We start from the raw sequence: 25,722 nt of genomic DNA, 5'->3' as shown, positions 1-25,722 counted from the left end.
CCTATAGGTGAATGCATATGATGCTATGACATTCGAGGTGGGAGAAGGAGAGGGCTATGGCGAAAAGCAGGAAAGGGAAACGCGCTAACGGGCAAAAACCGTTATTTTACGTCGATAATCCGAATGCTTCCGAATTGAAATGGCTGGACGATGTGAAGAAGAAAGCGCCGGCAGCATCCGGCGGCGGGGTATTCGACCCGCGCAAATCCGAGAACGAGAAGAAGCTGCAAGTCAATGCGGCCGCACCGCCGGCCGAGCCGATCCTCTCATTAGACGAGGCAGGCCACGACTGGCAGGAACTGCCGGCCGAGCTGAACGAGGATGCGGAGTACTGGCCGGAAGAAGGCGCAACCGCCGTCCAACCGGAGGCAGCTGGCCCGAGCGCGCTTGAGGCGCAAGCTGCATCAGTCGCGGAATTGCCGGTTGCGGACGTCGAACCGGAGATGAGCCGCGAGGAAAGGCTGGCGGTCTACGAGGAGCTGCGCGAACCCGAGCGGCCCGCCGCCTTCGTGTATACCGACGATATTGCGGACGAGGCGATCACGTCGGAGAAGATCGCGCCGGGCGCCATCGATTCGGCGCGACTGGGCCGCGGATCGGTCGCTTCCCGCAATTTGGCGGACTTCGCCGTCGAGAGCATCAACCTTGCGGAGGGCGCGGTCACGGCTTCGAAGCTGGCGCCGAATTCGATTACCGGCGAGCATCTGATTCCGGGCTCCGTCAACGGCTCGATTCTCGCGGAGCGCTCGATCGCCGGCGACAAGCTTCGCGATGGCAGCATTACGTCCGAGAAACTGGCGGACCGGACGATCAGCGCGGACAAAATCGCCGAAGGCTCGATCGAGACGAAGCATCTGAAGGCGTTCATCGTCTCCAGCGATTTGCTTGAAGACCAGGCGGTGACAGGCAGCAAAATCAAAAGCGGGGCCGTCCGTCCCGAGCATCTTGCGGCGGATGCCGTGAACGCATCGAAGCTGGCGGACGGCGCCGTGACGCGCTCCAAGCTGCGCGACGGCACGGTGACGAGCGAGAAGCTGGCCGCGGGCGCCGTGGATTCGGTGCATTTGAAGCCGGGTCTTCTGCTTGCCGAACACGTCGCGACCGGCATTCTGCTGGGAAAGCATTTGGCTCCGGGCGAAATCGTCGGGGAACATCTGGCCGAAGGCGCGGTCGGGCCGAGGGAGCTGCGCCGCGGAGCGGTCGATCAGGACGCGATCGCGACGGGCGCAATCGGCGAGACGCAGATCAAAAAAGGCGCGGTCGGCGCGGAGGCGCTGGCAGAGGGAAGCGTTAACGCCGAGCATCTGAACGACGGCGCGGTGACGACGCCTAAAATCGCCGATTTGTCCGTTTCCACGATCAAGCTGGGCGAGCATGCCGTCACGGCGTCCAAAATCGCGGACCAAAGCATCACGGCGGCGAAACTGGCGGATAATGCGGTCCAAAGCAAGCATCTCGGCAAAAGAAGCGTAGGCCCCGATCATATCGACGGCGGCTCGGTGACCGACCGCCATCTTGCGGTACGGTCGGTCAATGCCGCTCATTTGACCGAGGATTCCGTCGGGACCCGCCATTTGCTGGATAAAGCGGTGAAATCGGAGAAGCTGGCCGCCGGCGCGGTTCACCAAGCGCATCTTGCGCCAGGCTCCGTCGGGTCCGAGCAGCTTGGCGAGGGCGCCGTCACGGAGAGCCGTCTGGCCAGCGACAGCGTAACGGGGGATAAGTTGGCCGGCGGCGCGGTGTCCGTCCGGCATCTGGGGCACGAATCGGTCGCGTCCGACAAGATCGCGCCGGAAGCGATCAAAGCGTACCATCTGGCCGCCGGCGCGGTCACGGAGGAAGCGATCTCCGTCGAGTCCGTCGCGCCTTGGCATCTCCAACCGGGTCTGGTTGCCGCCGAGCACTTGAGCGACGGGTCCGTTCAGACCAACGCGCTGCAGGATGGAGCGGTGAAAGCCGCCAAGCTGGCGCCGCAATCGGTGCAGGAGCGTCATCTGACGCCAGGCATCGTGTACGGTCACCATCTGGCAGACCATGCCGTGAACTCGCTCAAGCTGTCGCCGGAGAGCGTATCGACCGATAAGCTGACGGACGGCGCGGTGACCGGCGGCAAACTGGCGGACGGAAGTGTCTCGGGCGCCAAGCTGGCGCCGCAATCGGTGGAAGGCGTTCACTTGACGGACGGCGCGGTCGGCGCGCATCACCTGGCAGACGGTTCGGTCGGCGCGCGTCATCTGGCGGAAGGCGCGGTTCAAGCCGGCCATATCGCAGCAGGCGCGATCGGGTCGGACGATCTCGCGGACGGGTCGATCACCGGCGCGAAGCTCGCTCCGGAGTCGATTGGCGCGGAGCAGCTGGGCATCGAATCGGTCGGCAGCCGGCAGATTGCCCAAGGCGCCGTGCTAGGCGTTCACCTGGCTTCGGGCAGCGTCATGGAGTACCATCTCGGCGACGGGGCGGTAACGGAATCCAAGCTGGCGGCCGGCAGCGTCGGAGCCGAGCAGGTGCAGGACGGGGCGGTCGGCAGCGAGGCGCTGCAAGCCGGCGCGGTATCCGCCGCGCATTTGCAGCCGGAAGCCGTTGGAGCCGAGCATGTCGCCAAAGGAAGCATCGGAGCGGAACATCTGACGGCCGATAGCGTCGGCGCCGAGCAGCTGAAGGATGGCTCTGTGGGCACGATCCACCTGATCGAAGGCGCCGTAACCGGCGAGAAGCTGTCGGTGCAATCCGTCGGCGGCGATCATCTTCGGATCGAGTCGATCAGCGGCAAACATGTCAAAGCGGAAACGCTGCAGGGGTACCATATCCGCAAAGGTTCCATCACGCAGGCCCATCTGGCCGGCGACTTGTTCCTGCCGGGCAAACTGCCGGACGGCAGCATTCACGGCAGCAAGCTCAAATCGGGCTCCATCGGTCAGACGCAGCTGTCGGCCGGCGCGGTAACCGGCAGCGCGATCGGGCATGGGGCGATTCAATCGGCTCATTTGGCCAAAGGGGCGGTTCGCGGCGAAGCGTTGAACGCGGGCGCCGTAGAAGCGAAGCACTTGGCGACCGGCGCCGTAACCGGCGAGAAGCTGGCGGCGAGCGCCGTGACGAACGCGGTCATCGCGGACGGCGCAATCACGGCTGATAAGCTATCGGCTGGCGCGGTCGGAGAAGCCCAGCTGCAGGACGGTTCCGTCACGACGGGCAAGTTGGCAAGCGGATCGATTGGCGGCGAGCATCTCAAGGCGGGAAGCGTCGGCAGCGATGCGATCGCGGATGCGTCCGTCACGGCCGATAAGCTGGCCGCGGACGCGGTCGGCACGGAGGCGCTCGCGGCAGGCAGCATCACAAGCGATAAGCTGGCATCGGGCGCGGTCAGCGCGAATGCGCTGGCAGCGAGCAGCGTGACGTCGGAGAAGCTGGCGCCAAGCAGCGTGGATTCGATTCATCTGGCTCCCGGGTCGGTCGGCAAGGACGCGATCGAAGCTGGCAGCGTGACGGCCGATAAACTGGCACCTGGCGTGCTGGACTTCGAGCTGGAACCGGGCAGCGTTGAAGCGATCCATCTTGCAGCCGGTGCTGTCGGCGAGGACGCGATCGAAGCCGGCAGCATTACGGCCGACAAATTAGCGCCTGGCGTGCTGAAGAGAGAACTCGATCCTGGCAGCGTGGCCGCGGTTCACTTGGCGCCTGGGTCGGTCGGATCGGCCGCGATTGCGCCGGGCAGCGTCACGGGCAATAAGCTGGCTCCCGGGTCGGTCGGATCGGCCGCCATCGCGCCGAACAGCATCGCCGCCGACAAGCTGGCCCCTGGATCGGTCGGATCGGCTGCGATCGCGGCAGGCAGCATCACCGCCGATAAGCTGGCAGCAGGCGTACTGGATTACGAAATCGAGCCAGCGAGCATCGCCTCGGTGCACTTCAAGCCGGGCGCGGTCGGATCGGCCGCCCTCGCGCCGGGCAGCATCACCGCCGATAAATTGGCATCGGGCGCGGTCGGCGCGCATGCCATCGCGGCGGGCAGCGTGACGGCCGATAAGTTGGCCCCGGGCGTGCTGGATCACGTGCTGGAGCCGTCGAGCGTCGCTTCGATCCACCTGGCCCCTGGAGCGGTGGGCACGGAAGCCCTTGCGCTGGGCAGCATCACGGCCGAGAAGCTGGCCGAGAATGCGATCAGGACGAACGCCATCGCCCCAGGCAGCATCACCGCCGATAAGCTGGCGCCGGGCGTATTGGACAACGAGCTGGAGCCGTCGAGCGTCGAATCGATTCACCTGGCAGCCGGCGCGGTGGGCACGGAGGCCATCGCCCAAGGCAGCATCACGGCTGATAAGCTGGCGCCAGGCGTGCTGGACCAGGAGCTCGCACCATCAAGCGTAGCCGCGTTTCATCTGGCGTCGGGAGCGGTCGGCGCAGACGCGATTCAAGCGGGCAGCATCACGGCTGATAAGCTGGCAGCGGACGCGGTCGGCGCGCATGCCCTCGCGCCAGGCAGCGTTACCGCCGACAAGTTGGCTTCTGGCGCAGTCGGCTCGGCCGCCATCGTCACGGGCAGTATCACGGCCGATAAGCTGGCGCCAGGCGTACTGGATCGCGAGCTTGCTGCGGGCAGCGTCGGTCCGGATCAACTTGCCGCCGGCGCAGTCGGCTCGGCGGCCATCGCCCCAGGCAGCGTCACGGGCAGCAAGCTGGCGAAAGGGGCCGTCGGCACGGACGCGCTTGCTTCGGGCAGCATCACGGCTGATAAGCTTGCGGCAAGAAGCATAAATGGGATTCATCTGGCCGTCGGCTCCGTTGATACGGACGCGATTGCCTCGGGCAGCATTACGGCCGATAAACTGGCGCCTGGCGTCATTGACGCGGACGCCATCCTGGCGGGCAGCATCACGGCCGATCGGCTTGCGCCGGGCGTGCTGGATCACGAGCTCGCACCGGGCAGCGTGGCTTCGGTTCATCTCGCGCCTGGCGCGGTCGGAGCAGGTGCCATCGCGAAGGGCAGCGTGACGAACGAGAAGCTGGCTTCTGGCGCCGTACACGCCGAGCATCTCGCGCCGGAGCTTCAGCTGGCGATTCGCAGCCCGCAGCTTGGGGATGGCAGCATCGGGACGGAGAAATTGAAATTCGCTCCGGTGCGCACGGCGAACGCGCTCATTTCCGCGAATCAGCAATTCGGATTTGCGGCCTACGATTTCGCGGGCCAAGGCGAGCTTGTCGAAGCGACGGTCGTGTTCGGCGAACCGTATGCGCATAACGGCTATGTGCTCGTCGCGACGACGGATCATCCTTCCTGCTACGTGGTCATCAAAGAGAAGCATGCGGACCGCGCGGTGCTGTCGATCATTCGGACGCGGATCAGCCCTGAGCCGAAAGGCCAGGTCAACTGGATCGTCATCGGCTAATCGCCTCTTTGGAACCCCCTTTTCTTTCGCGCTGCGCGAGAGAAACGGGGGTTCTTCGGCGTTCGCGGCATGAACGGGTGAAAGCCTTGACGTACACCTGCCGTTGCGGCGGCGATATTCGTACATACAATAGCTTGTGAATAGTCTGTCTGCATAGGAGCCAGGCGGACATCTATTTAGGCAAGGTGAGGTGATCGTCATGAGAAAAAAGACGGCGAATGCATCACGCGCTCGGCAGACGAGACGTTCGGTCCGCAAGCAGCCGCGTCCGCGAACCCATCGGAAGCCTCTTGCCCGGAATCGCAAACGACCGTCGCGCCCGTTACGCGGAGCGAAAGTCCCGCCGGCCGTTCAACCGTCGGCGATGGCGGAGCCGATCCAACGTGTATCCGATTCCCCGCCTGCCGTCTCCGTCGTCATACCGGTCATGAATGAGCGCCGTCATATCGCGGGGGTGATCCGCGAAGCGTTCCGCGTGCATCCGGATTCGGAAGTCATCGTCGTCGCGAACGGCTCGACGGACGGCTCCGCGGAGATCGCGCGGCGTATGGGGGCTAAGGTATTGTCCTATCCGCGGCCGCTTGGCCATGACGTCGGGCGAGCCGTCGGCGCCGAGCATGCCCGGGGCGATGTCTGTCTATTCCTGGATGGGGATATGATCATCCCGGCGGCGCAGCTCAAGCCATTCGTGCAGGCTGTCCTGCAGGGCGGCGTCGACGTGGCGCTCAACGACTACTCCGGGCCGACGAACAAAATGCAGGTGCACAGCGTCGTGCTGGCCAAACACGCGCTCAACACGATGTTGAACCGGCCTGATTTGGCGGGTACTTCGCTCACGGCCATCCCGCACGCGCTCAGCCGAAAGGCGCTGGAGACGATCGGGACGCAGTCGTTGTCCGTGCCGCCGCTCGCGCATGCGAAAGCAGTCCGCCTCGGGCTGCGGGTCGTCCCGGTTCAACGCGTGAACGTCGGGAAGCTGAACCTTCCAAGACGTGAGCGCGAACGGGTCGCGCCGCTTGAGCGGCTGATCATGGGCGATCATCTGGAGGCGCTCGAATGGCTGGCCCTGCATAGCGGAGCAAGAGCGGGATTCGCAGACGGCCGTACGGCCAGAAGCGGCCGGGGAGGTGACGTATGAGGCGAATCCGACGAACTCGATCAAGGCGCGCCAACCGGCCGCCGTTCGCATCCCGCGGCAAATCGCGGTCCAACAAGCGGCTCTCTGGTGCACGGCGGCCGCGCGGGCGACAACCGAGAGGGCGGCGCAGCGTCAGCGCCAGACCCGGACATTCACATCCCCAGGTCAAGCAGACCGCACGCGACTATCGCGTGTCCGCTATCGTGGTAGGCAGCCGATCGCCCGAAGCGGTCGCGCACATCCGTCAATGGTCTCGCCTGCCCGTGTTGGAGACGATTGTCGTGCTGGATGGCAAGGATCCTTCGCTCGCCGCGATGATCCGCGCGCAGACGGATGCGATCGTGCTCTTCCTTCCCGAGATGCTCGGCCCTGACGAAGACAGGGCATTGGGCGCTTCGCAAGCGCGAGGGGACATTCTCCTGTTTGTCTCGGGCCAGGATCCCGTCGACTTGGCGGCAGCCGGACGGCTCATTGCGGCAGTCGGGCAGGGGGCCGATATCGCGCTGGCGGATCGAGGCGCCAGTCTGGGCACGTTCCGCCAATGGGGGGAGGCCGATCGCGTGCGGGCCTTCATGAACAGCGCGCTGGGCTGCGCCTGGCTTGGCCCGAATACGCTGGATCAACTGCCGCACGCGTGGTCGCGCGTCGGGATGGAGCGTATCGGGGTTGAGCGGCTCGCTGTTCCGGCGCTCGCGCAGGCCGCGGCGATCACGGAGGGCCTCCGTTTGAAGACGATCCCGCATCATGCGGCCGCCATTCGCCGCGGCAAGGAGCGGCACGATCCCGATCAGGAAGGCCCGCTGCGGCTTGGCGACCATGCGGAAGCGCTGGTGAGCGTCATCCAGCGGCAGGGCAGCCGTCTTCAATGGCCGGATGAGACGAGAAGGCGCAGCGAGACCGGAGGCGACCGACAGTGAAGATGACGAGCATTATCATCCCGACGAGCAATGGACTGACGATGCTTCAGCAGGCGATCGGCGCGATTCGAACGTATACGAGTCCGCACGAAACCCCTTATGAACTCATCGTCGTCGACAACGGATCCACGGACGGAACGCCGGACTGGTGCGCCCGCGAGGGCGTGAAGCTCATTGCATTGCCCGCTAATGAGGGTTTCCCCGCTGCATGCAACCGGGGGCTGCGGCTGGCCAAAGGCGACTATTTGCTGCTGCTCAACAATGACGTGACGGTGTCCGAAGGCTGGCTGAGCGGGATGCTGAACGTGCTGAACGGCATGGAGGGGGCCGGGATGGTCGGACCGGTCAGCAATTACGTCAGCGGCCGGCAGCTGGCGACGTATCCGTTCTCGACCATGGACGAATTCCATCAGACGGCGGCCTACGTTCGATCGCTTCAGCTGGAAGCGGAGCCGATTGCTCGTCTGGTCGGCTTCTGTCTGTTGTTCAAACGCGAGCTGTACGCGGCCATCGGCGGCTTGGATGAACGCTTCTCGCCGGGTCATTACGAGGATGACGACTACTGTCTCCGCGCCCGGATGCTCGGCTTCGGGCTGTATATGTGCCGAAGCGTGTTCGTGCATCACCAAGGAAGCGCCAGCTTCAAGCGCGGCGAAGCGGCAGCGCTGGCGCAGCTGATCGAGCGGAACCGAGGGCTATTTATCGAGAAATGGCAGGTCGACCCGGCTCAATTCATGTAAGGCACAGATTTGTACTCGTACGTTAGGAGGGGATCGCTTGAAAGCTGTCATCTTGGCCGGTGGCACGGGCAGCCGTTTGATGCCGCTCACCAAGCTGCTGAACAAGCATTTGCTGCCGGTGGGCAGACTTCCCATGATCAGTTACGGTATCGACAAAATGAAGGAAGCGGGCGTCACCGATATTTTAATCGTCACAAGCAGACAGGCCGCCGGGGCATTCATCCATTATTTGGGGAGTGGTGCGGAATACGGCGTTTCGCTGACCTATCGCATTCAGGAGGAGGCTGGCGGTATCGCGCAGGCGTTGGAGCTGGCGCGTCCTTACGTCGGCGCCGACGAGAAATTCCTCGTGCTGCTCGGCGACAATCTGTTCGAAGAGGCGCTTACCCCTTATGTGGATGCCTTCCGGCGGCAGCCGAACGGCGCGATGGTCCTGCTGAAGGAGGTGCCGGATCCGGAGCGTTACGGCGTGCCGAAGTTCGACGAAGCCGGCGAGATTGTGCGCATTGAGGAGAAGCCGGCGCATCCGGACAACAATTGGTGCGTCACGGGCATATACGGGTTTGACGGCCATGCATTCGATTTTATCGCCGGCATCGAGCCTTCCCAGCGCGGCGAGCTGGAAATCACCGACGTGAACAACGCGTACGCCGCGCGCGGTCAGCTGCGCCATGGCAAGCTGCAGGGCTGGTGGACGGACGCAGGTACATTCGAATCGCTGCAGGAGGCGTCGCTGCGGTTGTCGGGGGATGCGCCATGATCCGCCCGGCACCGCTCGCGACAGCCGTCCAAGCTGCGGTTCCCTCGGCCGCCCCGGAACCGGCGAAGCGCCGGGCAACGCCAAGTCCGGCCGCCGGTCGACGAAGAAAGAAGACCGGCGCCGTGCCCGCAGCTAAAGAAAGAAAGCCGCGCAAAAGGACGTCGCGCCGCCGCCCGGCCAAACGAGGCGCGGCAAAACCGGCGCGCCCCCGGCATCGCAGGATTCCCGTGGAGCATGAGGCCCAAGTGCCGATCGATGATCCTGCCGCTCATCCCGCTGCAGGCGTCGGGGAGGGGCGAGATGCATACGAGGCGGGATACGAACGCGGCTTGTATGAAGGCGGCGAGCAGCTGCTCGAACAGTTGGTCCCGCCCGGCGCGCTTCTGGAAGAGATTGGATTGCGCGAGGTGCTGGCAGCCGGACTGGCCGCAAGGGCGCCGCAGCTGTATCCGCTGGCAGAGCCGGCACTCGTGTACGAGGAGCTGACGCACGCGATCGAGTCGAAGCAGCCTTACGCCCTCGTTCGGCTTGGCGACGGCGAGCTGCTGACCTTGGCGCAGGATACCGTGTTCGACGCGGAGACGATTCGGAGGGAGGGCCGTTTTCTGCCTTACGCCGGCGTGACGCCGCCCGATCTGGCGGCGCGCGATCTCGTCGCGATGGCCGTCCGGCAGGCGAACCGGGTCGGCGTCCCGGTAGCCAGACGGAAACATTTTCAGCTGCTGCTGCATCCGGTGCTTCGTCACCACGGCATCGATCCGGCCGGCCTGCGCCTCACCTCGTCGACGATCAACTACGGGCTTCAGCAAAGCGGGCTGCTGCCTCACTTGCTTACCGGCCGACGCCTCCTGCTCATCGGGGATAAAGCGCCGGCATTGGCGGAAGCGCTCGTCTCGCGCGGATTTACGGTGACCGGGATTGTCAGCCCCGTCAACGGCTTCGCGGCCATCGATAGGGTGATCCACGAAGCGAGCTTCATCGAGTACGACCTGGCGCTCGTCTCGGCAGGCGTCCCCGCCGTCGTCATTTGCTGGCGGCTGGCCACGGAATTCGGTCGGGTGGCGCTGGATTTCGGACATCTAGCCGACGCGCTCGGGAAAGGGCAGCTCTCGGTCTAGCTGCCTGCTGGCGCTTCCGAAGCGAGTTTTCTTGTCGCGAAGAAGCAGTCTCAAAGTAGTAACAAGAAAACTTGGCTTATGCTTTCGAAGCGAGTTTTCTTTGTCTCAAAGTAGTAATTTCAATGAAGTAACAAAGAAAACTTTAAGGAGCTGACGTTATGCCTCCCAAAAAAAGGCCGGCTCGCGCCGCGACCCGCCGCCCCAAGGCGAGGCCGGTTGCCCGGAAAAAACGGGATTGGTATCGCGCGGGCTACGATAGCGGATTCGAAACGGGGACCCGGCTCGGGCACGAAAGTTTCGGCTCGTTATTCGATGGCACGAGCATTATCATTCCGACGTACAATCAGCTCGCATACTTAAAGTCATGCATCGCAAGCATCGTCGACCATACCGATTTGCCCTACGAGATTATTATCGTCGACAACGGCTCGACCGACGGCACGGCCGCCTTTCTCCAGTCGCTCAGCGGTCAGATCCGCTATCGCATTCTCGATTCGAACCGCGGCTTCGCGGGTGCGACGAATACGGGATTGATGATGGCGAAAGGACAGACGCTGCTGCTGCTTAACAACGATACGATCGTGACGGACCGTTGGCTCGACAATTTGCTGACGTGCCTGAACAGCGATCCGCGCATCGGCATGGTCGGTCCGGTGACCAATTATATTAGCGGCAGCCAGCAGATCGAGGTGCCTTACGTGAACGTGGAGGAGATGCCCGAGTTCGCGCGGGAATTTAACCGCTCCGACAGCGCCAAATGGCATTTGACCGACCGGCTGACCGGCTTCTGCCTCCTGTTCCGCCGCGAGCTGCTGGAGCGGACCGGTTATTTGGACGAAGGATATGCGATCGGCAATTTCGAGGACGACGACTACAACGTGCGCGTCCGGCTGCAAGGGCGCCTGCTCGTCATCGCGCGGGATACGTTCATCCACCATTACGGCAGCGTCAGCATCAAAGCGCTGGGCAGCGAGCTGGAGGCCGTCAACCGGAACAATTCCACGTTCTTCTCGGAGAAGTGGGGCAATCCGCACGAGCTGATCGAACAAGTGAACACGCTGCTGCGCCGAGACGCGCAGGCGAGAGCGGCGGCCGCGCCTCCGGGTGAACCGGAGTCGGCAGACCCGTCTTCTCCTCCGCTGCCGAGCGAGTCCGCGTTTTTCCCGCAGGGGGTTGCCGTGCGCGGCGTGCGCGAGCAGATCTACTGGGTGGAGAACGGGCAGAGACGTCCGGTTGCCGGGGCGCTGTCTTTTCCGTGCGCGCGCCTCTCGCAGGTCGATCTGCTCCGCTGGCCGATCGGCGAGCCGATGGATGCGCTAGAGGCGGAACTCCGTTGGCGCGGACAGCCGGCGGGGGATGGCATCGGGCCGATGAACGGCTCCGCCCTCAGTCCGGACGGCCAATTATACATGGTCGAACAGGGCGTCAAACGAAGGCTCGCAACCCAGGCGGCGGCGGAATTTTGGGGACTGCAGTATCGCGTTCATCTGACGCCGGCCGTGGAGGAATGGGCCCTGCTGCCCGAAGGTTTGCCGATCATCGCGCCGTCGCGGGTCTCGGCGAATCTGTGAGCGAGGTGCCGCCCGCATGCGCCTGCCTTGCTTTGCCCGGACCATGGTTCCAGGCTGTGCGGTCCGATGCGCTGCCCGCGGGCGGCCGACCCCAGTATCACAGGCCAAGAAGGCGCATATGCTGAGTAATAAAAAGGGAGGGCGGCGGCATGGATCACATCGTAACGGAAATGATCGAGCATATTTCGCGCTCGCACGAGCATATGGCGCGCGTGCTCGAGGCCAAACGCCACGTTGCGGTTCGGATGGCGCAAATGGTGCATGCGCTGCCGGACACGCATCCGGATTTCGGCGGCATGGAAGGCTTGATGGAGAGCTCGCAGGCGGTGACGCAGAGCGTCGTCTCTTATTTGAATAGCATCGCCGAATTGCAGGAGACGCTCGCGACGACGATCGGATCGATCATGAAGGAAATGGAACAGCCGGAGCGGGACGATGAGTAAGGGGACGGATAAGGGGAGGGAGACCTCATGAGCAGGGAAAGCGCCTATGCGAGAATGCTGGATGCATCCGCTAAGCTGCAATCGAACGTCGCGTTAATTTTGGAGGCCAAAGCCGTGGAAGCCGAGAAGGTGCGCGCTTGGCTCTGCAACCATGTCTCTCCGGATGCGTACGGCGAGCAGCAGGAGCATCTGAAGGATACGCTTGGCGTTCATGAGCAGTTGATCGAGGTCATCGACGGACTGACGAAGCTGAACCAAGGGATGTCGAATGTGTTGAAGGCGGCGCTTCGGCAGGATGAACGAGGCGGCGGAGGCGGGTACTTCGGCGGATTCGGAGACCGCGACGAATGAGTCTTCTCACGCGGGAATGGGAGGCGAGAATCGAGCTGATCCGCTCGATTGCTAAGAGCCAGCTGGCGATCGCCCGAATCCTGGATAGCGTGGCGGACGTCGTCGGACATTCGCCGGAGATGGCACGCAAAGTCTACGACAACGTCGAATCCATGACGGCCTTTCAGCAATCGTTGGCGGAGAAGGCGGCGGGGCTGCGCACCCACAAACCACGGCAAGGCCGGCCGGGCAAACCGCTGCTGCTCCATGGAACGGATGGCTGGCAAGGAGAAGGGCGGCCGGGCGGCGGCAGCGACGTCGGCCGCAGTTCGTCGCAGAGGGGAGGGGAATGCGGATGAGCACGCCTTTACGGAAGAAGAAAACCCGGGTACGCGGCGCGGCGTCCAGCCGAACGAAGCGGAGAAGAACGGCCGCCGCGGCCAAAGGCGGCCGACGGAGACGTTCGACCGCCTTGCGCGGGAAGAGAGCGTCCGCGATCCGGCGGCGCGTGCCGCGCGCGCGGCACACCGCCGCTTCGGCGTACAACGAGAGCTATAACCATGCGTACAACGAAGGCTACAACATCGGATTTGCCCAAGGCTTCGAGCACGGACATCAGATCGCATACGAGCAGCAGCCATAAGGAAACAGCGGCCGGAAAATGGGCCGCTGTTTTTGTTTGGCGGTCCGTCTATACGAGAGGTCGTGCCGATTCGCGCCATGTTCACGCAATAGCGACACCAGCTTCACCGGCGTCACAATCGAGCGCCTCGCCCCTTCCGCCCCTCGCGCCCGCGCCCCATCCCTCAACTCCCGATCGCCTACCTCCTCGCGTTCTTCCTGTAACCGCTTGCCGGAATATACTACCGACCTCTAGCATCTTTACGCCTTCCGGGACGGCTGCCGTTCCCGGGCTAAATACGCGCCGCTGCTGGTTATCCGCCAATTTTGCCGCCTCGCCGGACAAGTGACCATGAGCCTTCCCTACCATCCGCATATATATGTAGACAGAAAGACTACCAAGGTTGAGGTGTGCGCCCATGGAATCGTTACGGAAGCAGAACGCGAACGCGGCGAAGCAAGGCTACGACGAAGGTCTCGCACATGGGACCCGGGACGGGGCGTGCGAAGCGGTCGTGCGCAGCGTCGCGCAGCCGCCGCCTGCAAGACGGGGCGTGCGGGTGCTGTATATCCCGCAAGGCTTCGAGGCGCTGGACGAGGGCATTATTTCGGCGCTTCGCCCGCTCGTGGGCGAACTGTTCACCGCCCCTGCCAGCCGGATCGCCGAGCAGGCCGCATTCATCCGTCCGGACTGGGTGTTCGTGCTGAACGGACTCCATGTGTTTCCGGACGATCACCTGGAGCAGATCGACGCGGTCCGCGCGCTCGGCATCAAGACGGCGATTTGGTTCGCAGACGATCCCTACGTCACCGAAGACACGATACGGATCGCCCCGCGGTACGACGCCGTCTTGACCCATGAACTCGGCACCATTCCCGTTTACCGGTCCAATGGCTGCGCCAACGTGAGCTACATGCCGCTGGCCGTAAACATCGGACGCTTCAAGCCGCAGCGGGTCGAAGCCCAGTATCGCAGCGACGTATGCTTCATCGGGCAAGCGTTCTGGAACCGGGTGGAGATGTTCGACGCGATCGCGCGGGAGCTGGCGAGCAAACGCGTCTTCATTGCCGGCGGCATGTGGGAGCGCCTGCCGAACTACAAGCTGCTGCAGCCGATGATTCGTCATGGCTGGCTGCCCGTCGAAGAGTCGGTCAAATATTACAACGGCGCCAAAATCGTCATCAACATGCACCGTGCCACCGCGGCGGGCGTCGACAACCGCAATTCGCTCAATCTCCCCGGCCTGTCGATCAACCCGAGAACCTACGAGATCGCCGCCTGCGGCACACTGCAGCTGACAGACGTCCGGCAGGACTTAAGCGACCACTACCGGCCGGGCTGGGAAGTGGAGACGTACGCGAACGTACAGGAGCTGGCCGCCAAGCTCAACTACTATCTGGTCCACGAAGAGGCGCGCCGGACGATCGCGCTTCGCGGTCTTCGTCGCACGCTGCAGCATCACAGCTTCGAGACGAGGCTGGAGCAGGTCGCGCAGACGCTGGGTTGGGAATAACCGCCCCGATTACGAAAGGAGTTGAAAGCCGTGGCAGCTTCGCCGCGCGCGCAAAGCAAACAACGCAAGCCATCCTTCAGCAAACAGGCGGCTCTTGGCCGACGGGACGGCTTGAACAGCGGATTCGAGCACGGATTTTGGTACGGACAGTGCGAATCCGTGCTCCAGCGCATCCCGCAGCAAACCGCCATTTGGCCGATTCACGCGATGTTCGTCGCCACGAGCAAAGGGTTTCCGTATTCCCCCATCGACGCCGCCTTGGCGGAGACGCTCGCCGGGATGACCCGCCAGCTGACGGTCACGAACGATTCCGAGCCCGTGGCCGCGATCGCCGCGCAAGCGCGGCCTGATATTGTCATCGTGCTCGACGGACTTAATATGCCGCTGGACCAAATCGACGCGATCCGCGCGCTTGGCATCCGCACGGCGATCTGGTTCACCGACGATCCTTACTACACGGACATGACGGCCGTCATCGCGCCGCGTTACGACGACGTCTTCACGCTGGAGCTGAGCTGCGTCGAGTTCTATCGGAATCTCGGCTGCGCCAACGTCCACTATCTGCCGCTTGGTTTCCATCCGGCGGAGTTCCGGCCCCGCAATCCGCCGGCCGAGAAGCGCCATGAGGTCAGTTTCGTCGGCTCGGCCTATTGGAAGCGGGCGGAGTTCTTCGATCAAATCGCGGATTACCTGGCGTCTAGAGATTCCTTCATTTCCGGCATCTGGTGGGAGCGCTTGACGAATTACAACAAGCTGAAGGACAAAATCGCGCTCGGCGCCTGGATGGGGCCGCTCGAGACGTCGGCCGTGTACAACGGCGCCAAAATCGTCATCAACATGCACCGGGCGCACGACGACCAAACGTTCAACAACAACAGCGCGGGCATTCCCGCGGTTTCGCCGAACCCGCGCACCTTCGAGATCGCCGCCTGCGCCACGCTGCAGCTGACGGATGTGCGTTCCGATCTGGTTAGCTTCTTCACGCCGGGTTTGGAAATCGTCACCTACAGCTCGCCCCAGGAGATGATCGAGAAAATCGACTATTACCTCACGCATGAATACGAACGCCGCGAAATCGCGATCCGGGGCATGCGCAGGGCGATGAGCGATCATACGTACGCCCGTCGGCTCGATCTGATGTTCCAGATGCTCTTTGCCCCCGTGATCCAACCTTGATGGCGGAGATCGGACGCACACTCGGCTGCCTGCCCATGGATAGCGAATTCCGGGGGCGGGCGAAAGACGTCGTACGCGCCAGCACGCCTGTCCGGCGGGCCCGCGAAAACCGGCGCTCGTATCCGGCATGCACAGACGTCCAAGGCGGGCGCGGATCGATTTGTGCGAATGGGAAGGGGCGATATGTCGTGCCGATCGAAATATCTCCTCCATATATTGTAGTACCGTACGCCGCGGGACAGCTCCTTCCCAACCGGGTTTGCCCGAATTCATGCCGCACGGCAGCTGACGCGAAGGAGGTGTATGCATACCCGTGCAACGCACGGGTATCGCAGGCTCATTCATGCCAATGAAACCGAAGATGCTTGTGTTCTCCCACATCTGCAGTCCCCAGTTCGTGACGGGGGCCGAGAAGCTGCTCGTGTTCATGCTGCGCGAGCTGAAGCCTTATTTCTCCTGCACCCTCGTCGTGCCTACGGAAGGCGTCATCGCCCAGCAGGCCCGCGAGCTCGGCATCCCGGTCATCCACCATGACGTGCCGATCGTCGTGCCGCTGTATCTGGCGCTCCCCCACTTAATGGGAGAGATCGAAACCTACCAGCGGAGCGAAGCGTGGCCGGCGCTGATCGAGCTCATCCGGCGCGAGCAGCCCGACGTGGCCTTCGTGAACACGACGGTGCATCCGCTGCCGGCGATCGCGGCCAAAATGCTCGGCATTCCGGTCATCTGGTCGGTCATGGAGGCGATCCGATTCACCCCGCACACGGCGGATTCCGCAGCCTTGATCGAGCACTGCGCCGATCTGGTCGTGGGGATCTCCGAGGCGACCCTGGCGCCGCTGCGCACGCCGGGTCTGCTGCCCAAGTCGATCATCATCCCGCCGTCCTGGGAGCCGAGCGCCCTTCATCCGGAGAGCTGGCCCGAGCTGCGGGCGCAGCGCCGCGCCGCGCTCGGAGTGGCGGATCATCAGAGACTGGTCGGCTATATCTCCTCCTCGATCTTCGAAGCGAAGGGTCTGGACCATTTCATGCAAATGGCAATCGAAGTGGCGGAACGATTCCCGGATGCGATCTTCCTGATCGTGGGCAATCCGACCGATCCGGCCTACTTCGAGCAGTGCCTGGAGCTTGCCAGGGCGAGAGATCTCATGAGCCGGTTCAGATGGATCCGGTTCGAGGAGAATGTCGAGACGATCTACCCGGCCATGGACGTGACGGTCATCCCGAGCACGACGGCCGAAGGGTTCGGCATGACGGCCCTCGAGGCGATGGTGTTCGGCCGGCCGGTCGTGCTTTACGGGTCCGGCGGATTGGCGGAGATCGCGGGCGCGACCGGCAACGGCGCCTACATGGCGACGACCGGCGACACGGGCGGCTTGTTCGCCCGCGTATGCAGCTTGCTGGGCGATCCGGCCCGGCTGGCGGCAGCCGGCGCGCACAATGCGTCGGCGTCCCGGATCGCGTTCGGCATCGATGTCTACCGCAGGCGAATCGTGCAGCTGGTGGGCTTGCTTGCCGGCAGAGGCGTGCTGCCGCCGGCGCCGGTGAAAGGAAGCAAGGACACCGTATACCGGTTCGAGCACGGCGTGCTGCGGCCGTACAGGACGGCGGAAGCGCTGCGGGCGGACGGCTTCGCATTCGAGCAGGTTCGCGAGGTGTCCGACCTGCTGATCGACCTGCTTCCCAAAGGCGCCCCGATCGGCGAGCCGCCTCCCCCGAAGCGGAGGAAGCTCTCGCGTGCGCTTGGCAGGCGTCGCACGGCCTTGCGTGCCCGGAGAAGGCGCGGTCGCAGGAGGCCGGCGCGCAGTGGCCGGATTGTGCGCAAGCGCGCCAGAAGGATCGGCGCCGTCCGCGTTCGGACGCGTCGCGGACGGCGCGCCCGCAAGCCGCGGCGTTGATGCCGCGCCTTAAGTTTTGAAGGAGGGAAATGACGGATATGCGCGTAGTGACGATTCTGGGAACACGGCCGGAAATCATCCGGCTCAGCCGCATCATACCGAAGCTCGATGCGCTGGCGGAGGAGCACGTGCTCGTGCACACGGGCCAAAATTTCTCCCGCACGCTGAGCGACATTTTTTTCAGCGAGCTTGGCTTGCGGGAGCCGGATTACATGCTCGGTCAAGGCATGCAGACGCTCGGGGGGCAGCTTTCGGTCATGTTCGGCGAGATCGAGCGCATCCTGGCGAAACACAAGCCGCACGTCGTGCTGCTGCTTGGCGACACGAACAGCGCGCTCTGCGCGATTGTCGCGGAGCGGATGGGCATCCCGGTCGTGCACATGGAGTCGGGCAACCGCTGTTACGATCTGGGCGTGCCGGAAGAGAAGAATCGCCGGATCATCGACGCCGTCTCGACGATCAATATGCCGTATACCGGCTACAGCAAAGGCAATCTGCTGCGCGAAGGCTTCCCGAGCAACCGCATCGTGCAGACCGGCAATCCGATCAACGAAGTCATCGCCCACTACATGCCGCAGATCGAGGCGAGCACGGTGCTGGCCGACCTGGGCCTTGCGCCCGGCGGCTATATGATCGTGACCGCGCACCGCGCGGAGAACGTGGATGATCCGGAGCGGCTCACCGGCATCCTGGAGGGGCTCAATCGCGTCGCCGCCCGGTTCGATACGCGGCTGGTCTGCAGCATTCATCCGCGGACCAAATCGCGGATCGAGAGCGGGAACGTACAGGTGGCGATGGACCCGCGCGTGTCCTTCCACGAGCCGCTCGGCTTCTTCGATTTCGTCACGCTGGAGCGGTTCGCCAAGTGCGCCATCACCGACAGCGGCACCGTGCAGGAGGAATGCTGCATCTTCGGCGTGCCGACGGTGACGATTCGCACGACGACGGAGCGCCCGGAGACGGTCGACTGCGGCAGCAACGTCGTGTGCGGACTGGACGCGAGGGCTATCGAAGAGGCGGTTGCCGTCATGACGGCGCTGCCGGCCGCTTGGGAATGCCCGGAAGGCTATTTGGCGAAAGACGTCTCGGATAAGGTTGTCAAATTTCTGCTTGGAGGGAAATGGAATGTTTACTAATCAGCGCATTCTTGTCACTGGCGGCACCGGATCCTGGGGCTACGAGCTGATTCGCCAGCTGCTGCCCCAACAGCCGAAGGAAATCATCGTCTTCTCCCGCAACGAGTCGAGCCAGGTGGCGATGAGCCGCGCGTTCGAGCATCCGGCCCTCAGCTTCTGCATCGGCGACATTCGCGATAAGGAAGCGCTGGTGAAGGCGTGCGAGGAGGTCGACTACGTCTTCCATCTGGCGGCGCTGAAGCATGTGCCGGTGTGCGAGGACCAGCCGTACGAAGCGCTCAAGACGAACGTGATCGGCACGCAGAACGTCATCGAAGCGGCCATCGCGAACAAAGTGAAGCGCGTCATCTATATCTCGACCGACAAAGCGGCGAATCCGTCCAACTTCTACGGCATGACCAAAGCGATCGGCGAGAAGCTCATCGTCTACGCGAACCTGCTTCGCTCCGATACGAAATTCGTCTGCGTCCGCGGGGGCAATGTGCTCGGGACGAACGGCAGCGTCGTGCATCTGTTCATGAACCAAATCAAGACCAAGGGCCAAGTCCGCATCACCGACATGAAAATGACGCGCTTCTTCTTGACGCTCCATGACGCGATCGCGCTGCTGTTTAAGGCGAGCGAATCGAGCCAGGGCGGCGAAATTTTCGTCATGACGATGCCGACGTGCCGGATCGTCGATCTCGCGGAGGTGCTCATGGAATCGCTCGGCATCCAGGCGGAAATGGTGGAGACGGGCGTTCGGCCGGGCGAGAAGCTGCACGAAATTTTGCTGACGGAATTCGAAAGCACGAGCACGGTCGTGTACGACGACGAATACTTGGTCATTTTGCCGCCGCTCGACATCCCGGGCCTGCGCGAGCATTACAAGCCGTATCCGGCCGTCGAGTTCGACAGCTTCAGCTCCAGCCAAATGCTGATGAGCAAAGAGGAGATCAAGGCGATGCTTGTGCGCGGGGGGTTCCTCGCATGAAATTGCTGATCGTCGGGGGGACCGGCATGGCCGGCCACATGTTCCGCGCCTATTTCGGGAGCAAACCCGGATACGAGGTGCTGTACACGACGAGGGATGCGGAAGACCCATCGGGTCTTCCGCTGGAGGTGACGGACAGCGAAGCGGTTGCTTCGCTGGTCTCGTCCGTCCGTCCCGACGTCATTCTGAACGCGGTGGGCGTGCTGAATCAGGATGCGGAGAGCCATCCGCTGCTCGCTTACCAGGTGAACGGACTGCTGCCGCACTGGCTGCGCCATCAGGCGGAGCAGATCGGGGCGAGATTGATCCATATTAGCTCGGACTGCGTATTCAGCGGGGAGCGCGGGCGGTACACGGAGGCCGACGAGCCGGAAGGCATGACCGTCTATGCGCGCAGCAAGGCGCTCGGGGAAGTGAAGGACCCGCAGCACCTGACGATTCGCACGTCGATTATCGGTCCGGAAATTCGCCAGAACGGCATCGGCCTGCTGCAATGGTTTCTGAAGCAGGAAGGGACCGTGAGCGGCTACGCGCGCGTCATGTGGAACGGGGTGACGACGCTGGAGCTCGCGAAGGCGGTCGAATACGCGATCGCAAGACCGCGCATCGGCGGCCTGGTGCAATTGACGGCCGCGGAGACGGTCAGCAAGCTGGAGCTGCTGCGTCTATTCCGCGAGACATTCGGACGGGATGACGTGACGATCGTGCCGGACAGCCGGATCTTCCTCGATCGCTCGCTCGTCTCGACGCGGGACGATTGGCAGTACGAAGCGCCGGGCTATGCGATCATGCTGCGCGAGCTGGCCGAGTGGATGTCCGCGCGATGAACCGGCCTCGCCTGTTGATTACGGGCGCGGGCGGATTCTGCGGGGAGCATGCCTGCGCGCATTTCGCATCGGCGGGCTGGCACGTGACCGGGGCCGTGCGCCGTCTGCCGCGGCAAGGGGCCATGCAAGCAGGAACGGATGGCGTGGAGTGGCGCGCCTCCGACCTGACCGCGCCCTCTGAAGTGAAGGCGCTGCTTGCGGATGCGCGCCCGGATGCCGTCCTCCATTTGGCGGGGGTGAACGCGGTCGGGCCGTCTTGGGACGATCCGGCGTCCGCGCTGGAAGCGAATCTGATGGGAACGGTCTACGTGCTCGAAGCGATCCGGGCGAGCGGGAGGCCGATTCGCGCCATCGTGGCCGGATCAATGCTGCGCTATCCGCTGCCGTCCGGGACGCAGGCGCCGGCGCCGCCGCATCCATACGGCTTGAGCAAATCGCTGCAGGTGCTCGCCGCCCAGAGCTGGGCGGCGATGTACGGGATGGACGTTATCGTGGCCGAACCCGGGAATTTGATCGGTCCCGGCCGTTCGCGAGGCATCGTGGCGCTGTTGGCCCGTTACGCGGCCGAGACGGAGCTGGCGGCCGAGCGGGGAGAGGCGCCGCCTCCGGCTTTTCGCCTCTCCTCCCGAACCGAACGCCGCGATATGCTCGACGTCCGGGATGCGATTCGCGCGTATGAATTGCTGCTCACAGGCGGAGAATCGGGCCGCGTCTATCCGCTGGCATCGGGCAGCATGATCACGCTCGGCGAGCTGGCGGACAGCTTCGCGCGGCTAGCGCATGCGCCGCTCGCCTTCGAGGTCGGAAGCTCGGCCGCGCCTTCGCCGCTGCCGGCGGACACGTCGGCGCTGACCGCGCTCGGGTGGGCGCCTTCGATCCCGCTTGCGCAGTCGGCCTCGGATACGCTGGAACAGATGCGCCGACTGGTTCGCAGCGGACCGGACGGCGCGGCGAACGTCTAATAAGAGGAGGAGCCGTCGAGCGATGGGAGAAGCCGGACCGACCGTAACGGTCGTCATTCCGTTTTTTAACGATCCATATGTTACCGAGGCCGTGGACAGCGTACTGGCGCAAACGTACGCCGACATCGAAATCATCGTCGTGGACGACGGTTCGACGATGCATGCCGAACGGCTGAAGAAATACGGCAGCCGGATTCACTACTTGGGCAAGGCCAATGGGGGAACGGCGAGCGCGCTTAATTACGGCTTCCGGCTTGCCAGCGGCCGATATGTCGCGTGGCTCAGCTCGGACGACCGCTTCTATCCGGAGAAGATCGCCCGCCAGGTGCAGGCGATGGAGCGGTCCGGCAGCTGGATCAGCCATACGGGCTTCGATTTGATCGACGAGGGCGGGCGTATTGCGGAGAAGGGGATCACGCCCCCGCCTGCTGGGCCCGAATTCTACCGCGCCTTCAACACGGCCAATCCGGTCAATGGCTGCACCGTCATGATGCGCAAGCTCTTGTACAACCAGATCGGGGAGTTCGATGAACAGCTGAGATATACCCACGATCTGGATTATTGGTACCGCGTCATGCTGGCGGGATTCCCGTTCTTGCTGCTGCCGGAGCCGCTCACGGCGTACCGCTGGCATGCGGGAATGGGGACCGTATTGCATAAAGAGGCGATCTCGCGCGAGATTCGTCTGACGCAGGCGAGACATGCGAGCCGGTGGAGCGCGTTTACGAGCCATTTGATCGGGGGATAGCGTCAGACCCGCGGCCCCGTCGAGCCTGACGGGCGAGAATTCGGCGAGTTAGGTTGAGGGACCGGCGGCGCAAGCGCGCGGGGAGGCGGCTTCTGCCGCCCCCGATGCTCTGGCGCTTTTTTTTTGCCGTTTTATCTTAGGCTGACAGCCGGCGTTCGCGATTAACTTAAGTCCCCTGCACGCCCCATTTTAGGAGAAACATCCGAGGTGAAACGGCTGACGCCGTCTTTTAGCGGCGCGGCGCGTTACATTCCGGATAAGCGAATTGGCTTGCGTTCACAATCCAAGGATTGGGAATGCAGCATTTCGCGACGAGAGATACAAGATGTATGAATAAACGTGAAACTTATCAATTCTTGTATTTCAAAAAACAGGTATTGAAGATGAGGTTTTCCTAGGCTTGCCCGTGCTATAATCGTAAAATAGGCTTGCGCCGGCAAACTTTCGACGGTTCCCGATCGTCAGTAGGTTGGCCGGAACGCAAAAGATAGAAGAAAGGCGGATAGGAATCGTATGTACGACATTATTAGCGCGATTGTGTTGGGACTACTGGAGGGCTTGACCGAATTTTTGCCTGTATCCTCCACGGGCCACTTGATCTTGGCGGGGCATTTGCTCGGCTTTGAAGGGAAAGCGGCGGATACGTTCAAGATCGTCATTCAGCTGGGCGCCGTGCTTGCCGTGTTCGTGCTCTATTTTAAGCGTTACATGGACATGCTTAAGAATCTATTGAAATTCGATTTCTCCGACAAAAACAAACTAAACGCCATTCACCTCGTGCTGGCCATGATTCCGGCATTGGTCGTGTACCTGGTCTTCAAGGACGTCATCAAAAACGAGCTGTTCGGACCGGGCCCCGTGCTCATCGGTCTCGTCGTCGGCGGCGTGCTCATGATCGTGGCCGCCCGTGCGAAGCGCAGGGTTACCGCGGAAGAAAGCGATAATATTACATACCGGCAAGCGTTCGGCATCGGCATGTTTCAATGTTTGGCCCTATGGCCGGGCTTCTCGCGCTCGGGCTCCACGATCTCGGGCGGCCTCTTGCTCGGCACGAGCCAGAAGGCGGCGGCCGACTTCACCTTCATGATCTCCGTGCCGGTCATGCTCGGCGCGACGGTGCTGGACATGTACGACAGCCGCGAATATTTGACCGCGGACGACATGACGCTGTTCGTCATCGGCTTCATCGCCGCCTTCGTCGTCGCGATGATCGCGGTCGTGACGTTCCTCAATTTGATCAAACGGCTGAAGCTGGAGTGGTTCGCCCTCTACCGCTTCGTCCTGGCAATCGTGTTCTATTTGTTCCTCATGTAGAGTAAGCATGAGAGGTTTGCCGGCCATGAGGCCGGCAGGCCTCTTTTTCATTGAATAGGAGCTTAGGGAATTGTGCAGCCGCTCATGTTATGGATAAAAACGTAGAGCGTGTCCGCGGAAGCGGACGAAAGCGAAGGTCAGCAGGGAGCTGTTTCAAGCAGACAACCTACAGGATACCACCCCAAGGCTAAACGTAACGAACGAAGCTCGAACAAGAGCCAGTCCGAAGGACTAGCGGGCTCCACCCGAACGGACACATCGAAGACGGCCGCACAACGAGTCACGCTCCTTCCGGGTGTCCAGAGGGCCGGGCCCGTGGTTCCCCTCGGCGGAGGGCAATGCTGTCAGGTTAAGGAAAGCCACTCAGGGCCAAAGTCTACAGGCTCTAATGTTAGGACGGACTTCAACACCTACTGAAGCTTTGTCCGCGAGGACAAAAGCGTGCCAACCTCTTACCGCCCCGCCAACCGCGACCCAACTCGCTAGTATGAAAAGGGAGTCCAGAGGGCAAAGCCTGAGCGGTTTCCAACGGAAAGCGCGCTTCGGAAGCATAAGCTTGGAGCCTCCTCGGCGGAGGAGGTGGGAGGAGGGAGCAACAAAAGTGGGATTAAAAGGGCAGAGCCCTCTGGTTCCCCTCGGCGGAGGGGGAAGGGGCGAGGGAATCTTTACATTCGCCGGGTTGAATTAATATAAATTGTGTTGTATATTTATACAAACGAACACGACAAGGAGGTCTTCCTTTGATTTATAAAATTGCAGATTCCCATGATGCGCCGGTCATTCACGAAGTGATGATCCAGGCTTTCCTTCACGATAAAGCAGAACCATCGGCCATGTCCGTTCCGGTCGAGACCGCGGAACGGATCGCCCTCGCGCTGGAAAGCGGCGAGAAAGCGATCATCGCCTACGACGAAGAAGACGGCTTGCCCGTCGCGACGGTCCGATTCGCGCTCAAGGAGACCGACGGCGTCGATTTCCACCAGCTGTCCGTCCTCCCCGGCAAGCAGGGACAAGGCATCGGCAAGGCGCTGCTTCGATTCATGGAGGCGTATGCCGCTAGCTGCAACCGCAATACCGTGACGTGCAAAGTTCGCTTGAACGCGCCCCGTCAAATCCGGTTGTACGATTCGATCGGATACAGCGTCCTCGGCGAAGAACTCGAACAGAAGCCGGACGGCACGAGCGTCTCCGTCGTCGCGCTCCGGAAAGTGCTTCAACTCCAGCCTGCCTAATGACAAACCGCCGCGCCCGTCCGGTGGTTTTTTCTTTTTCCGCCTCTCGTAGACGGCCCTAGGAAGGATATGGAATAATAGAGTAAAAAACGATCGGGAGGCATGGATATGGATCTCGGATTAAGCGGCAAAACGGCAATCGTAACGGGAGGAAGCAAAGGCATCGGGCTGGCGACGGCCATTCGGCTGGCATCGGAAGGCGCGAACGTGGCGATCGTGGCACGGGGGAAGGAGGCGCTCAACTTCGCGGCGGCCCGCATCGTCGAAGCCACGGGGCGCGAAGCGCTTCGGATATCGGCGGACGTCGCGTCGGAGGAAGCGGCGCGCGAGGCAGTCGCGCGGACGGTCGAGACGTTCGGCGGCGTCGATATTCTGGTGAATAACGCCGGAACCTCGGCTGCGGCGCCCTTCGAGTCGGTGGAGGCGGACGCATGGGATGCGGACCTTGGCTTGAAGCTGTACGGTGCCGTTCATTTCGCGAAGGCGGTCATCCCGCATATGCGTGAGCGCGGCGGAGGCGCGATCGTCAACGTCACCGCGGTAGGCGGCAAGACGCCGTCCGCCTCCTCGCTGCCGACCTCGGTCAGCCGCGCGGCCGGCTTGGCGCTGACGAAAGCGATGAGCAAGGCTTTGGCCAAAGACGGCATCCGGGTCAACGCGGTGTGCATCGGGCTCATTCGCAGCGATCAGATTGAACGGATGTGGCAGACGAAGGCGCCGGAGCTGACGTGGGAGCAGTTCGCCGCCGATCCGAAGCACGGCATTCCGCTCGGTCGTATCGGACGCGCGGAGGAAGCGGCCAACGTCATCGCGTTTCTCGCTTCGGCGGCGGCCTCGTATGTAACGGGTACTTCGGTGAATATCGACGGCGGTGCGGCCGCGGTGTTGTAGCTTCTTACGGCATGCAGATCATCTCCTGGA

22 protein-coding genes are annotated in these 25,722 nt (G+C 62.8%); all 22 read left to right on the top strand.

All coding sequences use genetic code 11. From position 1 onward, the window contains the following. Nucleotides 1–56: 56 nt before the first annotated feature. Entirely contained in the window at nucleotides 57–5,384 is a 5,328-nt protein-coding gene (locus tag ACFSKT_RS20800; protein WP_377718301.1) for a WIAG-tail domain, read from the top strand. 199 nt (nucleotides 5,385–5,583) lie between these two features. Continuing rightward, entirely contained in the window at nucleotides 5,584–6,522 is a 939-nt protein-coding gene (locus ACFSKT_RS20795; RefSeq protein WP_377718302.1) for a glycosyltransferase family 2 protein, read from the top strand. 191 nt (nucleotides 6,523–6,713) lie between these two features. After that, complete coding sequence (locus ACFSKT_RS20790; protein WP_377718303.1) at nucleotides 6,714–7,439, top strand: glycosyltransferase; 726 nt, start codon at nucleotides 6,714–6,716, stop codon at nucleotides 7,437–7,439. After that, nucleotides 7,436–8,179, top strand: a complete 744-nt coding sequence (locus tag ACFSKT_RS20785) for a glycosyltransferase family 2 protein (protein WP_377718304.1) — start codon at nucleotides 7,436–7,438, stop codon at nucleotides 8,177–8,179. Before ACFSKT_RS20790 ends, ACFSKT_RS20785 begins: the two co-directional genes overlap by 4 nt. 37 nt (nucleotides 8,180–8,216) lie before the next feature. Further along, nucleotides 8,217–8,939: a sugar phosphate nucleotidyltransferase gene (locus ACFSKT_RS20780; protein ID WP_377718305.1), complete on the top strand. Its 723-nt coding sequence runs from the start codon at nucleotides 8,217–8,219 to the stop codon at nucleotides 8,937–8,939. Beyond that, on the top strand, nucleotides 8,936–10,057 hold the full coding sequence (locus tag ACFSKT_RS20775) for a GT-D fold domain-containing protein (protein WP_377776338.1): 1,122 nt from the start codon (nucleotides 8,936–8,938) through the stop codon (nucleotides 10,055–10,057). The genes ACFSKT_RS20780 and ACFSKT_RS20775 overlap by 4 nt, the downstream gene beginning before the upstream one ends. 158 nt (nucleotides 10,058–10,215) lie before the next feature. Continuing rightward, nucleotides 10,216–11,628, top strand: coding sequence for a glycosyltransferase family 2 protein (locus tag ACFSKT_RS20770; RefSeq protein ID WP_377718307.1), 1,413 nt, complete (start codon nucleotides 10,216–10,218; stop codon nucleotides 11,626–11,628). Nucleotides 11,629–11,777: 149 nt separating this feature from the next. Continuing rightward, on the top strand, nucleotides 11,778–12,071 hold the full coding sequence (locus tag ACFSKT_RS20765) for a nucleoside-diphosphate sugar epimerase (RefSeq protein ID WP_377718308.1): 294 nt from the start codon (nucleotides 11,778–11,780) through the stop codon (nucleotides 12,069–12,071). A 27-nt stretch (nucleotides 12,072–12,098) separates the two neighbouring features. Continuing rightward, nucleotides 12,099–12,422 carry an alpha-helical endospore appendage domain-containing protein gene (locus tag ACFSKT_RS20760; protein ID WP_377718309.1) on the top strand — a complete coding sequence of 108 codons (324 nt, stop codon included), beginning with the start codon at nucleotides 12,099–12,101 and terminating at the stop codon, nucleotides 12,420–12,422. After that, nucleotides 12,419–12,760 (top strand): hypothetical protein, encoded by a 342-nt coding sequence (locus tag ACFSKT_RS20755; RefSeq protein WP_377718310.1) that lies wholly within the window; start codon nucleotides 12,419–12,421, stop codon nucleotides 12,758–12,760. The genes ACFSKT_RS20760 and ACFSKT_RS20755 overlap by 4 nt, the downstream gene beginning before the upstream one ends. Further along, nucleotides 12,757–13,044, top strand: a complete 288-nt coding sequence (locus ACFSKT_RS20750) for a hypothetical protein (RefSeq protein WP_377718311.1) — start codon at nucleotides 12,757–12,759, stop codon at nucleotides 13,042–13,044. The genes ACFSKT_RS20755 and ACFSKT_RS20750 overlap by 4 nt, the downstream gene beginning before the upstream one ends. A gap of 397 nt (nucleotides 13,045–13,441) precedes the next feature. Beyond that, entirely contained in the window at nucleotides 13,442–14,536 is a 1,095-nt protein-coding gene (locus ACFSKT_RS20745) for a CgeB family protein (RefSeq protein ID WP_377718312.1), read from the top strand. A gap of 30 nt (nucleotides 14,537–14,566) precedes the next feature. Beyond that, nucleotides 14,567–15,712, top strand: a complete 1,146-nt coding sequence (locus ACFSKT_RS20740) for a CgeB family protein (RefSeq protein WP_377718313.1) — start codon at nucleotides 14,567–14,569, stop codon at nucleotides 15,710–15,712. A 343-nt stretch (nucleotides 15,713–16,055) separates the two neighbouring features. Then, nucleotides 16,056–17,609: a glycosyltransferase gene (locus tag ACFSKT_RS20735; RefSeq protein ID WP_377718314.1), complete on the top strand. Its 1,554-nt coding sequence runs from the start codon at nucleotides 16,056–16,058 to the stop codon at nucleotides 17,607–17,609. Nucleotides 17,610–17,647: 38 nt separating this feature from the next. Beyond that, nucleotides 17,648–18,745 carry a non-hydrolyzing UDP-N-acetylglucosamine 2-epimerase gene (gene wecB, locus ACFSKT_RS20730; protein ID WP_377718315.1) on the top strand — a complete coding sequence of 366 codons (1,098 nt, stop codon included), beginning with the start codon at nucleotides 17,648–17,650 and terminating at the stop codon, nucleotides 18,743–18,745. Then, nucleotides 18,735–19,718, top strand: a complete 984-nt coding sequence (locus tag ACFSKT_RS20725) for a polysaccharide biosynthesis protein (protein WP_377718316.1) — start codon at nucleotides 18,735–18,737, stop codon at nucleotides 19,716–19,718. Before wecB ends, ACFSKT_RS20725 begins: the two co-directional genes overlap by 11 nt. After that, on the top strand, nucleotides 19,715–20,545 hold the full coding sequence (locus ACFSKT_RS20720; protein ID WP_377718317.1) for a dTDP-4-dehydrorhamnose reductase family protein: 831 nt from the start codon (nucleotides 19,715–19,717) through the stop codon (nucleotides 20,543–20,545). Before ACFSKT_RS20725 ends, ACFSKT_RS20720 begins: the two co-directional genes overlap by 4 nt. Continuing rightward, nucleotides 20,542–21,507, top strand: coding sequence for an NAD-dependent epimerase/dehydratase family protein (locus ACFSKT_RS20715; RefSeq protein WP_377718318.1), 966 nt, complete (start codon nucleotides 20,542–20,544; stop codon nucleotides 21,505–21,507). Before ACFSKT_RS20720 ends, ACFSKT_RS20715 begins: the two co-directional genes overlap by 4 nt. A gap of 22 nt (nucleotides 21,508–21,529) precedes the next feature. Beyond that, nucleotides 21,530–22,255: a glycosyltransferase gene (locus ACFSKT_RS20710; RefSeq protein ID WP_377718319.1), complete on the top strand. Its 726-nt coding sequence runs from the start codon at nucleotides 21,530–21,532 to the stop codon at nucleotides 22,253–22,255. A 513-nt stretch (nucleotides 22,256–22,768) separates the two neighbouring features. Further along, nucleotides 22,769–23,569: an undecaprenyl-diphosphate phosphatase gene (gene bacA / locus ACFSKT_RS20705; RefSeq protein WP_377718320.1), complete on the top strand. Its 801-nt coding sequence runs from the start codon at nucleotides 22,769–22,771 to the stop codon at nucleotides 23,567–23,569. A 740-nt stretch (nucleotides 23,570–24,309) separates the two neighbouring features. After that, the gene (locus tag ACFSKT_RS20700) at nucleotides 24,310–24,801 is read left to right on the top strand and encodes a GNAT family N-acetyltransferase (protein ID WP_377718321.1); all 492 of its coding nucleotides are present in this window, start codon (nucleotides 24,310–24,312) and stop codon (nucleotides 24,799–24,801) included. A 108-nt stretch (nucleotides 24,802–24,909) separates the two neighbouring features. Further along, nucleotides 24,910–25,692 (top strand): SDR family NAD(P)-dependent oxidoreductase, encoded by a 783-nt coding sequence (locus ACFSKT_RS20695; protein WP_377718322.1) that lies wholly within the window; start codon nucleotides 24,910–24,912, stop codon nucleotides 25,690–25,692. The last annotated feature ends 30 nt before the right edge of the window (nucleotides 25,693–25,722 follow it).

Source organism: Paenibacillus xanthanilyticus, assembly GCF_042682185.1.
GTDB classification, from domain to species: Bacteria; Bacillota; Bacilli; order Paenibacillales; family Paenibacillaceae; genus Paenibacillus_Z; species Paenibacillus_Z xanthanilyticus.
Note: the sequence above shows the minus strand (reverse complement) of the source record. Positions and strands in the feature narration are given on the sequence as shown.

What these genes read in the sequence shown, in the direction of transcription:
- ACFSKT_RS20800 (WP_377718301.1), top strand. Translation starts at nt 57, where the DNA reads ATGGCGAAAAGCAGGAAAGGGAAACGCGCTAACGGGCAAAAACCGTTA.
- ACFSKT_RS20795 (WP_377718302.1), top strand. Translation starts at nt 5,584, where the DNA reads ATGAGAAAAAAGACGGCGAATGCATCACGCGCTCGGCAGACGAGACGT.
- ACFSKT_RS20775 (WP_377776338.1), top strand. Translation starts at nt 8,936, where the DNA reads ATGATCCGCCCGGCACCGCTCGCGACAGCCGTCCAAGCTGCGGTTCCC.
- ACFSKT_RS20770 (WP_377718307.1), top strand. Translation starts at nt 10,216, where the DNA reads ATGCCTCCCAAAAAAAGGCCGGCTCGCGCCGCGACCCGCCGCCCCAAG.
- ACFSKT_RS20765 (WP_377718308.1), top strand. Translation starts at nt 11,778, where the DNA reads ATGGATCACATCGTAACGGAAATGATCGAGCATATTTCGCGCTCGCAC.
- ACFSKT_RS20760 (WP_377718309.1), top strand. Translation starts at nt 12,099, where the DNA reads ATGAGCAGGGAAAGCGCCTATGCGAGAATGCTGGATGCATCCGCTAAG.
- ACFSKT_RS20755 (WP_377718310.1), top strand. Translation starts at nt 12,419, where the DNA reads ATGAGTCTTCTCACGCGGGAATGGGAGGCGAGAATCGAGCTGATCCGC.
- ACFSKT_RS20750 (WP_377718311.1), top strand. Translation starts at nt 12,757, where the DNA reads ATGAGCACGCCTTTACGGAAGAAGAAAACCCGGGTACGCGGCGCGGCG.
- ACFSKT_RS20745 (WP_377718312.1), top strand. Translation starts at nt 13,442, where the DNA reads ATGGAATCGTTACGGAAGCAGAACGCGAACGCGGCGAAGCAAGGCTAC.
- ACFSKT_RS20735 (WP_377718314.1), top strand. Translation starts at nt 16,056, where the DNA reads ATGCCAATGAAACCGAAGATGCTTGTGTTCTCCCACATCTGCAGTCCC.
- wecB (WP_377718315.1), top strand. Translation starts at nt 17,648, where the DNA reads ATGCGCGTAGTGACGATTCTGGGAACACGGCCGGAAATCATCCGGCTC.
- ACFSKT_RS20725 (WP_377718316.1), top strand. Translation starts at nt 18,735, where the DNA reads ATGTTTACTAATCAGCGCATTCTTGTCACTGGCGGCACCGGATCCTGG.
- ACFSKT_RS20720 (WP_377718317.1), top strand. Translation starts at nt 19,715, where the DNA reads ATGAAATTGCTGATCGTCGGGGGGACCGGCATGGCCGGCCACATGTTC.
- ACFSKT_RS20715 (WP_377718318.1), top strand. Translation starts at nt 20,542, where the DNA reads ATGAACCGGCCTCGCCTGTTGATTACGGGCGCGGGCGGATTCTGCGGG.
- ACFSKT_RS20710 (WP_377718319.1), top strand. Translation starts at nt 21,530, where the DNA reads ATGGGAGAAGCCGGACCGACCGTAACGGTCGTCATTCCGTTTTTTAAC.
- bacA (WP_377718320.1), top strand. Translation starts at nt 22,769, where the DNA reads ATGTACGACATTATTAGCGCGATTGTGTTGGGACTACTGGAGGGCTTG.
- ACFSKT_RS20695 (WP_377718322.1), top strand. Translation starts at nt 24,910, where the DNA reads ATGGATCTCGGATTAAGCGGCAAAACGGCAATCGTAACGGGAGGAAGC.